This window comes from Streptomyces sp. NPDC050610, assembly GCF_040654875.1.
In the GTDB taxonomy this organism is placed as follows: Bacteria; Actinomycetota; Actinomycetes; order Streptomycetales; family Streptomycetaceae; genus Streptomyces.
The window spans coordinates 220,389-232,973 of sequence record NZ_JBFAIV010000001.1 but is presented as its reverse complement, the minus strand read 5'-3'; the positions used below and the strand labels follow the sequence as shown (position 1 = coordinate 232,973).

10 protein-coding genes are annotated in these 12,585 nt (G+C 73.2%); 4 read left to right on the top strand and 6 right to left on the bottom strand.

What is annotated here, in order from left to right:
- Window positions 1-421 precede the first annotated feature (421 nt).
- Window positions 422-619: a hypothetical protein gene (locus AB0I22_RS01070; RefSeq protein ID WP_363128477.1), complete on the bottom strand. Its 198-nt coding sequence runs from the start codon at window positions 617-619 to the stop codon at window positions 422-424.
- A 300-nt stretch (window positions 620-919) separates the two neighbouring features.
- On the bottom strand, window positions 920-1,156 hold the full coding sequence (locus AB0I22_RS01065; RefSeq protein WP_363128476.1) for a hypothetical protein: 237 nt from the start codon (window positions 1,154-1,156) through the stop codon (window positions 920-922).
- A 28-nt stretch (window positions 1,157-1,184) separates the two neighbouring features.
- On the opposite strand from AB0I22_RS01065, the gene AB0I22_RS01060 reads away from it, so the two are divergent.
- The 3 genes from AB0I22_RS01060 to AB0I22_RS01050 all read left to right on the top strand — a co-directional run bounded on the left by AB0I22_RS01060 (window position 1,185) and on the right by AB0I22_RS01050 (window position 5,783).
- The gene (locus tag AB0I22_RS01060) at window positions 1,185-1,982 is read left to right on the top strand and encodes an ABC transporter ATP-binding protein (RefSeq protein ID WP_363128475.1); all 798 of its coding nucleotides are present in this window, start codon (window positions 1,185-1,187) and stop codon (window positions 1,980-1,982) included.
- The gene (locus AB0I22_RS01055) at window positions 1,979-5,005 is read left to right on the top strand and encodes an FtsX-like permease family protein (protein WP_363128474.1); all 3,027 of its coding nucleotides are present in this window, start codon (window positions 1,979-1,981) and stop codon (window positions 5,003-5,005) included. The genes AB0I22_RS01060 and AB0I22_RS01055 overlap by 4 nt, the downstream gene beginning before the upstream one ends.
- Window positions 5,006-5,216: 211 nt before the next feature.
- Window positions 5,217-5,783: a bacterial proteasome activator family protein gene (locus AB0I22_RS01050; RefSeq protein ID WP_363128473.1), complete on the top strand. Its 567-nt coding sequence runs from the start codon at window positions 5,217-5,219 to the stop codon at window positions 5,781-5,783.
- 180 nt (window positions 5,784-5,963) lie between these two features.
- Here the strand turns inward: AB0I22_RS01050 and AB0I22_RS01045 are convergent, their stop codons facing one another.
- The gene (locus AB0I22_RS01045; protein ID WP_363128472.1) at window positions 5,964-7,763 is read right to left on the bottom strand and encodes a protein kinase; all 1,800 of its coding nucleotides are present in this window, start codon (window positions 7,761-7,763) and stop codon (window positions 5,964-5,966) included.
- Between the two features lie 268 nt (window positions 7,764-8,031).
- On the opposite strand from AB0I22_RS01045, the gene AB0I22_RS01040 reads away from it, so the two are divergent.
- Window positions 8,032-9,666, top strand: a complete 1,635-nt coding sequence (locus tag AB0I22_RS01040) for a protein kinase (RefSeq protein WP_363128471.1) — start codon at window positions 8,032-8,034, stop codon at window positions 9,664-9,666.
- Between the two features lie 107 nt (window positions 9,667-9,773).
- On the opposite strand, the gene AB0I22_RS01035 is transcribed toward AB0I22_RS01040, so the two are convergent.
- The 3 genes from AB0I22_RS01035 to AB0I22_RS01025 all read right to left on the bottom strand — a co-directional run bounded on the left by AB0I22_RS01035 (window position 9,774) and on the right by AB0I22_RS01025 (window position 12,272).
- The gene (locus tag AB0I22_RS01035) at window positions 9,774-10,793 is read right to left on the bottom strand and encodes a phosphotransferase (RefSeq protein WP_363128697.1); all 1,020 of its coding nucleotides are present in this window, start codon (window positions 10,791-10,793) and stop codon (window positions 9,774-9,776) included.
- A 240-nt stretch (window positions 10,794-11,033) separates the two neighbouring features.
- On the bottom strand, window positions 11,034-11,450 hold the full coding sequence (locus AB0I22_RS01030; protein ID WP_363128470.1) for a pyridoxamine 5'-phosphate oxidase family protein: 417 nt from the start codon (window positions 11,448-11,450) through the stop codon (window positions 11,034-11,036).
- Window positions 11,451-11,612: 162 nt separating this feature from the next.
- Window positions 11,613-12,272 (bottom strand): response regulator transcription factor, encoded by a 660-nt coding sequence (locus AB0I22_RS01025; protein ID WP_363128469.1) that lies wholly within the window; start codon window positions 12,270-12,272, stop codon window positions 11,613-11,615.
- Window positions 12,273-12,585: the final 313 nt, after the last annotated feature.

The following is a 12,585-nucleotide window of genomic DNA, read 5'->3' as shown; positions in this document are numbered from 1 at the left end:
TGACAGTACGGCCAGGCGCGGGCGCGTCTCCGGACGCGGCGATACGCCCTTACGGACCCGGGCCTGGACGCGCATCCGGGCCCGGTCCCGCTGTTGAACCGCCCGTCGCCGGGCTCGTCTCCGGCGACGGGCGGTTCGCGGGAGGGCGGGCAGGAGAGGGCCGTACGCATCCGGGGCGGTCCTCCTCGCCGGACCCCCGCGAAACTCCCAGCACTCCAAGCGCCCCAAACTCTCCCGGCACCCCCACCTCCTCGGCCACCGCACCCCCCACGGCCTCGCCGACCTCCGCGTCTCCCACACCCACCCGTACCGGCTCCCCCACCCCCTCCGGTTCCCCGACCGCATCCCCGTCATCGGCCGCCCCTTCCCCCACCCCCGACGATCCGTCGGCCGTTCCCACGACCCAGCCCACCAGGGACGATCAGGTCGGTGCGGCCCGGCAGCCGCTCGGGTCGCCGCGGGAGCAGTACGCGCTGGTGCGGCCGCCGTCGCCCGTTTCGTCGCCGCCCGTAGGTCCGCCGTACGCGCCCGAGCCCGTCGCCGACGCCCCGCAGGACACGGTGGCCGCGCCCGCGCCGACCAGCCGCGTGATGCGCGTACTGCCGCTCGGTACGGGCATGGCGCTCACCGGGCTCGGACTGGCCTTCATCGGGCTGCGGCTCAGGCGCCACTGACCGCGTGACCGCCGGGCGACCGCCGCGCGACCGCCGGGCGGCAGCGGTCGCGCCCGGCCGAGAGCGGCCGAGGGCGGCGGATCAGGAGACGGATCGGGCGGCGGATCAAGTGGTGGATCCGATCTACCTCGAACAGCGCAAAGCGGGTATACATACGCGGTATACCGATCCGCCGCGGCCGCTCTGACCAGGTGGCCGACGCGGCGGGTCCGACCCACCCAAGGGGAACACCGCACCATGTCCGCTCAGCCACCACAGCCGAACGCGATATCGAGGGTGATATCGAAGGCGACGCCGAAGGGGAGGGAACGGAGCGGAGGGGGACGGAAGAGAGCGCGGGGGCAGGAGCAGGAGCAGGCGGCGCGACCGCAGCCCTCGCGGGCCGAGCGGCCCCCGAAGCCCCCGAAGCCTTCGTCGGCCTCGCGGTCCTCGCGGGCCACGCGGTACGAGCGCTCCTCCCGCGACGCCGTTCTGGAGCTCAAGGAGCTCACCCGAACCCACGGCACCGGTATGACCGAGGTCCACGCCCTGCGCGGTGTGGACCTCAGTGTCATGCCCGGCGAACTCGTCGCCGTCATGGGCCCGTCCGGCTCCGGCAAGTCGACGCTGCTGACCCTCGCCGGCGGGCTGGACGTGCCGACCGGCGGGCAGGTGTTCGTCGAGGGGCGCGACCTGGCGCGGCTGAGCCGCGGTGCGCTGGCCGCCACCCGGCGCCGTTCCATCGGCTATGTCTTCCAGGACTACAACCTCATCCCGGCGCTGACCGCCGCCGAGAACATCTCCCTCCCCAGGGAGCTCAACGGGCTGCCGCTGCGCAAGGCGCGGCGGGAGGCCATGGAGTCCCTCGCGGAACTGAACCTCACCGAGGTCGCCGACCGCTTCCCGGACGAGATGTCCGGTGGTCAGCAGCAGCGGGTGGCCATCGCGCGCGCCCTGGTGGGCGACCGCCGGCTGGTCCTGGCCGACGAGCCGACGGGGGCTCTGGACTCCCAGACCGGGGAGGCCGTGCTCGCGCTGCTGCGGGCCCGCTGCGACGCGGGCGCGGCGGGGGTGATGGTGACGCACGAGCCGCGGTACGCGGCCTGGGCGGACCGGGTCGTGTATCTGCGCGACGGCACGATGGTCGACCAGACGCTCACGGCCCGTGGCAACGGCGCCGACCACGCGGTACGAACCGACGGGACCGCCCAGTCAGAGGGGTCCGACGGGACCGACGGGGCCGATGAGAAAGGTCGGGCCGACCCCATCCGTGACGCCCCCCACCCCACCCCCACCGACCACCCCTCCCCCCGCAGGACCGCCCGGTGATCCGGCTCCCCGTCCCGCGCCTCCCGCGCCTCCCGCGCCTCCCGAACCTCCCCGCCTGGCGTGCCGCCCTGCGCATCGCCCGCCGGGACGCGCTGCGGGCCAAGGCCCGTAGCGCCCTTGTCGTGGCGATGATCGCGCTGCCCGTCCTCGCTGTCGCCGCGGCCGATGTCATCTACCGCAGCGGCTCCCCGACGCGTGCGGAGACGGTGGACCGTTCGCTGGGCGCCGCCGACGCGCGGTTCACCGACGGCGGTTTCGGGCCGGTTCCCCTGATCCAGACGCCGAACGCGCAGCGGCACGGCAGGCCCGCGGACTACCAGCACCACGACGACAGCGACAGCGGCGGCGACACCGACGCCGACGGTGACGTCTTCCGTGACGGCGACGGCGTCGAGGACGCAGACGAAGACGAAAACTCGAACGGCGAAAGCTCCATCGCCCCCATCGACCACCGCCCCGTCGACATCCCCGCCGCCCTTCCCCCCGGCGCCCGCGTCGTCACCTCGCAGGACGTGGACGGCCTGGTGCACAGCGCCCACGGCCTCAAGCGGTCCACCATCCGTGAGCTGCGGGCCGCCGATCCGATGATGCGCGGCAAGGTGCGTCTCAACCGGGGCGTCTTCCCCTCCGGCTCCGACGAGATGGCCGCGACCCGTGCCTACCTTGAGTCCTCGGGGCTGCATGTGGGCTCGCGCACCAAGGTCAAGGGGCTGAACCGGGTGTTCCGGATCACCGGTGAGCTGGAGCTGCCGGGCCAGTTGCGGGGCGAGGTGCTCTTCGCCGACCCGGGCGCCGTGATCGCCCCGTGGCGGGCGCAGGCGAAGCGCGACGCGGTCGCCGCGCCGCCGCACCCCTCGGACAAGGAGTACTACGTCACGACCAAGGGGCACGGCGTGGCGTGGAGCGACGTGCTCGCCGCCAACCGGCGCGGCGCGGTCGTCTACTCCCGCCAGGTGGCCCTGAAGCCGCCGCCGGAGGCCGAGGTCCCGGCGGTGCGGATCATGAACCTCGGTTCGGGCTCCGGTTACGACGGTTCGTACGGGGAGACGGACCTCGTCAGCTGGCGCAACGCGTACCTGGCCGCGGTCGGCGCCCTGGCGCTGCTGGAGATCGTGCTGCTGGCGGGGCCGGCCTTCGCGGTCGGCGCGCGCCGTTCCCGCCGCCAGCTCGGGCTCGTCGGGGTGTGCGGCGGGGACCGCGGGCAGGTACGGGCGGTGGTGCTGGCGGGCGGCGTGGTGCTGGGCGGGGCGGGGGCCGTGCTCGGGGTGGCCGGCGGGATCGGGCTGACCGCGCTGTGCCGTCCGCTGGTCGAGCAGTGGGCGGGGCGGCGCTTCGGGGCGATCGACATCCGACCGCTGGAACTCCTCGCCATCGGCGCGACCGGGCTGCTCGCGGGCGTGCTCGCGGCGCTGGCCCCCGCGGTCGTCGCGGCCCGGCAGTCCGTGCTGACCTCGTTGACGGAGCGGCGCGGGGTGCGCCGGTCCTCTCGTACGCTCCCGGTGCTGGGGCTCGCGGCGCTGCTGCTGGGCGTGGGGCTGGCGGTGGTCGCCGCGCTGACCGGGCTGGACTCGCTCTTCGTGGCGGTGGGCTCGGTGATCGCCGAGCTGGGGGTGCTGGCGCTCGTACCGGCGATGGTCGGGGCCTGTGGACGGATCGGCCGCGGGCTGCCGCTGACGCCGCGGCTGGCGCTGCGCGACGCGGCCCGCAACCGGGGCCGCACCGCGCCCGCCGTGAGCGCCGTGCTGGCCGCGGTGGCGGGTACGGTCGCGGTGGCCACGTACTCGGTGAGCCAGCAGGCGGAGGAACGATTCGGCTATGTGCCGAGCCTCAAGCCCCGCACGGTCGCGCTGATGGTGGACGCGTACGCCGATCAGGGCGGCCACCCCGAGAAGGCGCTGCCCGCGCTGCGACGGACCGTGGAACGTCTGCTTCCGGTCTCCGGCGGGCGCGCCGACGTCGAGCGGGTGTGGGCGGGCGGCGACTGCTACTCGCGGGAAGCGGTGGAGTGCGGCTCCATCGAACTCGTCCGGCCCAAGGGCAACGAGTGCCCGCTGCGCGGCCCGGCCGGCGCGCGGATCGCCGCCGGGCTCAGCGCCGCCGAGCACCGCCAGCTGATGCGCACCCCGCGCTGCGTGGACTCCGACGGCGCGTACTCGATGATCGGCGGCATCGACGACCGCATGGTCGTGGGGGACGCGAGCCTGCTGCGCAACTACGTCGGGCTGCGGGACCCGGCGGCCGAGCGGGCGCTGGCCGAGGGCAAGCCGGTGCTGCTCAACCCCGCGTACGCGCGGCACGGCCGCCTCACGCTGAAGATCACCGGGCTGCACAGCGGCCCTACCGGGCCACGCCAGGACCAGAAGCCGACGCACGTCTCCCTGGCCGCGTACACGGCCCCCGCCGCCTACGCGGGCACCCCCAGCATCCGGCTCGTGCTGCCCCCCTCCCTCGCGCACCGGCTGGGCCTGCACACCGCCCCCGCGGGCTCCTTCTACCCCATGAGCCGCACCCCGACCAGGGCCGAGCAGCAGCGCGCCGAGACCGAGCTGGCCCACGGCGACGCCGCCACCGACCTCTACGTCGAGCGCGGCTACCCCGCCACGGACAACGCGGCCCTGCTCGTCCTCGCCGTCTTCGCGGGCATCGTCACCATCGGCGCCGCCGCCATCGCCACCGGGCTCGCCAAGGCCGACGCCGAGGCCGACCTGACCACGCTCGGCGCGGTCGGGGCGCCGCCCCGGGTACGGCGGCTGTATACGGGCCTCCAGTGCGCGGTGGTCGCCGGCATGGGCGTACTCCTCGGCACGGTCACCGGGGTGCTCCCGGCCGTCGCGCTGCGGCTCTCCGACGGCCAGCACGCCCTCGCCCACCTGCGCAGGAACCCGATGGCCTCCACCTACACCCCCATCGAGCTGCCCTGGCCGACGCTGGCCGCCCTCGCGGTGGGCGTGCCGGTGCTGGCGGGGCTGCTCGCGGCCCTCTGCACGCGCTCGCGCCTCCTCGCGCCGCGACGGGCGACCTGAGGACGGCGGCGACGGCGACGACGGCGGCGACGACGGCGGCGAAGGCCGGGCTCGGCCGGGCTCGGACGGGCTCAGCCGGGCTCGGACGGCCGTCACGCCGGGCGGCCTGGGGCGGCAGAGACGAAAATCGACATAGAGGGGCGCACGGTGGTGGATCAGGCGCATTCGGGGGCACCAATGTGGGGAGGTTCGGGTGCGAGAGAATGGCGGCATGGATATGCCGAGGAGTGAACGGTCGCAGGAGAGCCCGCAGGTCCTGGTGGTAGGCCCGGACGGGATGGCTCTCGGCAGCGCCAACCCCGGCGGCGGGGAGGGTGACGACGAGTCGCGCGAGGTCCCGGTGACGGAAATGGTGGAACAACCCGCGAAGGTCATGCGCATCGGCAGCATGATCAAGCAGCTGTTGGAGGAGGTGCGGGCGGCGCCTCTGGACGAGGCGAGCCGGGCCCGGCTCAAGGACATTCACGCCAGCTCGGTCAAGGAGCTGGAGGACGGGCTCGCGCCCGAGCTCGTGGAGGAGCTGGAGCGGCTCTCGCTGCCGTTCACCGAGGACACGATCCCCACCGAGGCGGAGCTGCGCATCGCCCAGGCCCAGCTGGTCGGCTGGCTGGAGGGCCTTTTCCACGGCATCCAGACCGCGCTGTTCGCCCAGCAGATGGCGGCGCGCGCCCAGTTGGAGCAGATGCGCCGCGCGCTGCCGCCCGGCGTGAGCCTCGGTGAGGAAGAGGAGGGCGGCATCCCGCACAGCGGCGGCGCCCGCTCCGGCCCGTACCTCTGACCAGCCGTCTTCGACCAGCTGTTTCCGGCCGGCTTTCGATGACCGGCGGCTACTGCTCACGACCACCGCGCCTGCCTGTGACGCCCGGCCCGCCGGACGCCGCGGGCAGGCGCGACTGCTCCCAGCCGTGCCGTCCCCGCTACCGGCGGAGGGCCGCGAGCCGCCCCTGATCGCCGCGGGCTAGTTGCCGCCGGCGCGCTTGCCCGTGGAGACGGTGAGCACGAACCGGTCGCTGGGCGAGTGCGGGTCGAACGGGTCGCCGTTGGCGGGGGTCTGGCTCATCACCGTGCCCTTGCCCCAGGTGTTCTCGTCCGTGTACTCGACGCGGTAGCGCCACCCCGCGGCGGTGAGGCAGTCCTTCGCCGAGTTGATGTAGACGAACTTGAAGTCGGGCGCGGTCTTCTTCTTTTTGTCGTTGAAGTAGTCGTACGCGCCCGTGCACTTCTCTTTGCTGATGGTCTTGGTCTGGTCGCCCTGCTTGACCGCCGCCGTGTCGTCCCCGTCGGGGCCCGCGTCGGAGGATCCGCCGGGGCCGTTCCCGCCCGTGCTCGCCTGCCCGTTCGCGGGGGCTCCGGAATTGTCCGTACCGGGACCGCTGCCGTCGCGCCCCTGGCGGCCGCCGCCGCTGCCGTCACCGCGCTCGGCCTGATTGCCGCCCTGGCCGGCCTGGCCGCCCCCGCCTCCGCTGTCATCGTTCTTGTTCAGCGCCATCGCGACGAACACGCCGCCGACGGCCAGCGCCGCGACCACGGCCACGGCGACGACGAGCCCCCGGCCGCCGCCCCGCCGACCGCCGCCGCTCGCCGGGATCGGCGCGGAGGGCTGCGGGTTGATCGTGTACGGGGGCGGGGTGGGCGGTCCGGGGTAGCCGTACCCGTGCTGCTGCTGCGGCTGCGCGGGCGGCTGCGCGGCGGGGCCGTACCCGCTTCCGTACTGCTGCTGCGGGTGGTGGGGCGCGGGCGGAGTGGGCTGGTACGGCATCTGCACCCCCTGCGGGGGCGGTGTCGGCCCGCCGACCGGAGGGAAGACCGCCGAGCCCACGCCCGCGCCGCTGCGCGCCGGCGGGCCGCCCGAGATGATCAGCGGGGCGTTGCCGGCCTGCGCCGCCCCGGACACCCGGGCGCACTCGTCGCGCATCGCCTCGGCGCTCGGGAAGCGCTCGTTCGGGTTCTTCTTCAGGGCGCGGGCGACCAGCGCGTCCACGGCCGGGGGGACCGACCGGTTGATGGCGGAGGGCGCCGGCGGCTCCTCCTGCACGTGCGCGTACGCGATGGCCAGCGGCGAGTCCGCGTCGAAGGGCAGCCGCCCGGTCAGCAGCTCGAAGAGCATGATGCCGACCGAGTACAGGTCGGAACGGGCGTCGACGCCGCGCCCCAGCGCCTGCTCGGGGGAGAGGTACTGAGGGGTGCCGACGACCATGCCGGTCTGGGTCATCGAGGTGACGCCGGACTGCATGGCGCGCGCGATGCCGAAGTCCATGACCTTGACGACGCCGCGCTTGTTCACCATCACGTTGCCGGGCTTGATGTCCCGGTGCACGAGGCTCATTTCATGGCTGACCTCCAGCGCGGCCAGCACATCCGCTGTGATCTTGAGCGCCTTTTCGGCGGGCATCGCGCCGAACTGCCGCACGTCCGCGTCGAGCACGGAGCGTAGCGGCCGGCCCTCGACGTACTCCATGACGATGTACGGCATCGTCGAACCGTCCAACTCGTCCTCGCCGGTGTCGAAGACCGAGACGATGTTGGTGTGCGTGAGCTTGGCCACCGACTGCGCCTCGCGGCGGAACCGTTCGCGGAAGGACGCCTCGCGCCCCAGCTCGGTGTGGAGGGTCTTGATCGCGACGTCCCGGTCCAGCACCGTGTCGTGCGCCAGGTGCACGGAGGCCATGCCGCCCTCGCCGAGCAGGTCCCGCAGTACGTAACGGCCGCCCGCGATCGCGCGGCCCGTATAGCGGCCCCGTGCGCCGTCCTGGCTCATTGTCGACTTCCCCCTCGGCGCACGGCCTGATGTACTGATCCTCTGTACCGCGGCCAAGTCTGCCCCAGGCCACCGACACGTCAAGCCACGTGCCCGTTCCGTGACCGGATGTGCGAGAAGCCGTCACGAGATTTGCCTCGCCCGGGTCGCGACAGGTTGGATGACCCGCCCATCAAGGATCGGCGGGCGGCGCGAAGCCTGTAGCGTGCCTTAACGAAAGACCGTACCGCCCCCCACGCGAGCGGGCAGATACTGACGGCGAGGACTGATGGCACAGACGCATAACGCCCAGGAGCCGTCCGACCCGGACGCCACCGGGGCGGGCATGCCTGATTCGCCGGAGTTGTGGGGCAACGGCGGGCTCGTAGGCGACGGCCGGTACCGCCTGACCGGCCGCCTGGGCCGCGGCGGCATGGCGGAGGTCTTCGCCGCGGAGGACGTGCGCCTCGGCCGTACGGTCGCCGTGAAGCTGCTCCGCGCCGACCTCGCCGAGGACCCGGTCTCCAAGGCCCGCTTCACCCGCGAGGCCCAGTCCGTGGCGGGACTGAACCACCACGCCGTCGTCGCCGTCTACGACTCCGGCGAGGACACGGTCACCACGCAGGGCGGCTACGGCGCCGGCGGCCCCAGCGTCGTGCCGTACATCGTCATGGAGCTGGTCGAGGGCCGCACCATCCGCGAGCTGCTGCTCAACGCGGAGGCCCCGCCGCCGGAGCAGGCGCTGATCATCGTCTCCGGCGTGCTCGAAGCCCTGGCCTACAGCCACCAGCACGGCATCGTGCACCGCGACATCAAGCCCGCCAACGTGATCATCACGAACAGCGGCGCGGTCAAGGTGATGGACTTCGGCATCGCCCGCGCCCTGCACGGCGCCGCCTCCACCATGACCCAGACCGGCATGGTCATGGGCACCCCGCAGTACCTCTCCCCGGAGCAGGCGCTCGGCAAGACCGTCGACGCCCGCTCCGACCTCTACGCCACCGGCTGCCTGCTCTACGAACTCCTCGCGCTGCGCCCGCCCTTCACCGGCGAGACGCCGCTGTCGGTGGTCTACCAGCACGTGCAGGACAACCCGGTGCCGCCGTCGCAGGTCTACGCCGACGTGCCGCCGGAGCTCGACGGGCTCGTCATGCGCTCGCTCGCCAAGGACCCGGACGACCGGTTCCAGAGCGCGGAGGAGATGCGCGGGCTGGTCCAGTACGGGCTCCAGATGCTGAACGACGCGGGCGGCCACACCGGCACCTGGGACACCGGCCCCGTCGCCCACATGGCGTCCGGTACGCCCGCCATGGGCATCGCGGGCACCACCGCCATGCCGCACCCGCCGCACGGCGGCGACACCTCGCAGCAGCGCATCCTGCCGCCGGGCATGGGCGGCGGTGACGACGGCGGCTTCGACGGGCGCTCCGGGCCGCCGCGCAACAGTGGCGGCCAGGGCAAGATCTGGCTGCTGGCGGCCCTCGCGGTGATCGCCATCACGGTCGGCGTGGTCATGGCGCTGAACCTCAACTCGGGCACCGACAAGAAGCCGAAGCAGACCCCGAGCCCGACCGTCACGGAGTCGCCGAGCGAGACGCCCTCCGCGACGCCGTCGGACGAGGCGTCGCAGACGTACGGGGACACCGACCCCACCGGCGAATCGGACGGCCGGAGCGAGGGCGGCTACCCGACGTACCACTCCACGAAGGGGCCGACGCACCACAAGACCACGCCGCCGCCGAACACCAACCCGACGCACGCGACGGGCGACCCCACGACGGCGCCGACCAAATCCGGCGGCGGCGACGACGGCGGCAAGCCGACGGGGAACCCGACCGGCGGCCACCAGTCCCCGCCGCCGGACGGCGACCCCGACCCGGGCAAGTCGGGCGGCGGGGACGGCTCCGGAAGCGACGACGACTGACGCGAGGGGACCGGATGAGAGCCGGGGGCGGCGCCGCATGGCGCCGCCCCCGGCTTTTTCGTACGCGCCCCCTCCTGTTCTACGCGCGCTCGCCGCCCGCCGCCCGCTCAGTCGCAGAACGCCCCGCGTACGGCCGCGTATTCGCGCGTCCACCACACCGACAGGGCCGACGAGGCGGGGAAGCCGGGGTCGGCGCGGCGGTCGTCGAGCTGGTAGCGCCAGCGCAGCATCCAGAAGTCGTTGAGCCGCTCCCACCACACCCGGTGCGCCGCGGCGGCGAGTTCGGCGCTGTCCGCTCCCGCCGTGGCCCGGTACGCGCGCGCGTACGCGCGTACCTTCGCGAGGTCCAGGGTGCCCCCGGGCCGCACGAAGAAGATCGCCGCGGCGCGTACCGCCTCCTCCGCGCGGGGCTGGACGCCGAGCCGGTCCCAGTCGACGATCGCGGCCGGTTCGCCGCCCCGGTAGAGGAGGTTGAGGGGGTGGAAGTCGCCGTGCACCCAGCCGCGGGCGGGCGTGGCGGACGGCGCGGGGCGCCGGTGGGCGTGGCGCTCCAGGAGGGCGCGGCGCTCGACGAGGCGGTGTTCGGCCAGTTCGTCGAAGACGTCGCGCGGGTGGCGGCGTACGAGCACCAGCAGTTCTTCGATGAGGGCGAAGGTGTCCTCGGCCCTGGCGGCGGCCTCCGGGTGGGCCGAGGGGGCGTGCGGAGGGCTCTCGACGCCCGTCTGCGGGCCGGGCATGACCTCTTCGAGGCAGGTGTGCACCCGGCCCAGCAGCTTGCCGAGGCGCCGGGACTGCGGCTCCGACAGTTCGGCGCCGTCGCGGTGCCGGCCCTCGACCCAGGGGTGCAGGGCGTAGCAGCGGCCGCGGACGACGGCGACGGTGCGGCCGTCGCCGTCGGCGACGGGCGGGGCGACCGGCAGGCCGAGGGCGCGGAGCCGCAGGATCGCGTGGTGCTGGCGTGCGATGGCGGCCCGGTCGACGGTGCCGTCTGCGGCGTCGGCCCCGAGGTGGTGCTTGAGGAAGAACCGGCCGCGGGTGGTGGCCAGGCGGTAGCCGCGGTTCAGCAGGCCCTGCGTGAGGGGTTCGCAGGTCAGGGCGGTGCCGGTGCGGTCGTAGCGGCGCAGCAGGTCGCGGAGGGTGCCGCTGTCGGGCCCGTCGGGCCCCTCGGGTCCGTCGGGCGCGCCGCGGCCCGTAGCCGAATCGCTTCTTCCCCGGGTGGGGGCGTCCCGCTCCTGGACGGCCTCGCCACGGCCCTGGGAGGGGGCGCTGAGGCCCTGGGCGGGGGTGCTGCGGCCCGGGTGGGCGGGGGCATGGGGAAGGGCCCCGGCGGGGGCTGCAAGTGAGCGTGGCACGTGCCAGATGTTAGATCACGCAGAGTGCGCGGGTCGTCGCGCTGGGACGTCTCCGAGGTGGTGAACGGTGATGAACTGCGGTTCGACGGACAGATATGTGGGGTCGAAGGGGACGCCGTCGGCGGTGCGCGGGGCCGCTCCGAAGAGCTCCAGCTCGTGCGTGCCGGGGGTGAAGACGCGGGCGGTGCCCACGAATTGCACGGTCCAGACCTGGGCGTCGCCGTCGCTGATGTTGTCCGCGCCGTACGCGACGACGCTGCCGTCGCAGGCCTGCGCGTAGCCGAATCCGCGGTGCAGCCGCAGCATGACGTGCCCGCCCACGACGATGTGGCGGGCGACGGTGACGAACGGCAGGGCGCGCATGCTCACCGAGACCCGGCCGTAGGGGGTGCGGCCGAGGAGGTCGATCGCTCGATATTCGTGGGTGGGCATAGGGACTACTCTGCCCGCCTTGGTACGGGCCAAGTAGGGACACCCGCCCTTTTGGTCAGGGACGTTGGTCCCGATTGCGGCGTACTGGGGCGGTTTGGGACGGGTGCCGCGGGGCGCCGCCACCGGCGGTCGGTATCTGCGATATCGGTAGCTGCAATATGTTCAGCGTTTCTCGGCCTGGAGCCGGGCGACGTACGCGGCGGCCTGCGAGCGCCGCTCCATGCCGAGCTTCGAGAGCAGGCTGGAGACGTAGTTCTTGATGGTCTTCTCGGCGAGGTGCAGCCGTTCGCCGATGGCGCGGTTGGTCATGCCCTCGCCGATCAGGTCGAGGATCTTGCGTTCCTGCTCGGTCAGGCCCGCGAGGCGGTCGTCTCCCTTGGGGGTGTTGCCGTCGCGCAGCCGCTCCAGGACGCGCGCCGTGGCGACGGGGTCGAGCAGGGATTTCCCGGCGGCCACGTCCCGTACGGCGGACAGCAGCTCATTGCCGCGGATCGCCTTGAGGACATAGCCGGAGGCGCCTGCCATGATCGCGTCGAAAAGGGCCTCGTCGTCGGCGAAGGAGGTCAGCATCAGGCATTTGATGCCCTCGTCCTGCGAACGGATCTCGCGGCACACCTCGACGCCGCTGCCGTCCGGCAGCCGTACGTCGAGCACCGCGACATCGGGGCGGGTGGCCGGAATGCGCACCAGCGCGTCCGCCGCCGTGCCGGCTTCGCCGACCACCTCGATGTCCTCCTCGACGGAGAGCATCTCGTGGACTCCGCGCCGGACGACTTCGTGGTCATCGAGTAGAAATACAGTGATTTTTCCATGTTCGCGCACGGAATCAGTCTCACACACGAAGTCTTCCCCTGCTCTTGTTACTCGGGATAACGTGCCGACGTTCCGGCAGCCTGCAAGGCTGTGACCAGTGGCGTTTCCCCGCTTTCCCGATTTACTTGGAAATCCAAGCAAAATCGCAGGTCAGATGGGGTTTCGTAGAGTTGTGACGCACTGGGTAACGTGCCTGTTGCAGGCCATTCGCCGGGGCGCCTGTCACGCCCGGTTCCGGCCTCGGCACACCCACCCTGTGTGCCGTCGGACACCGAGCGAGCCTCCCCCACCTCACGGTGGGAGGGACCCCCTCTGGCCACCG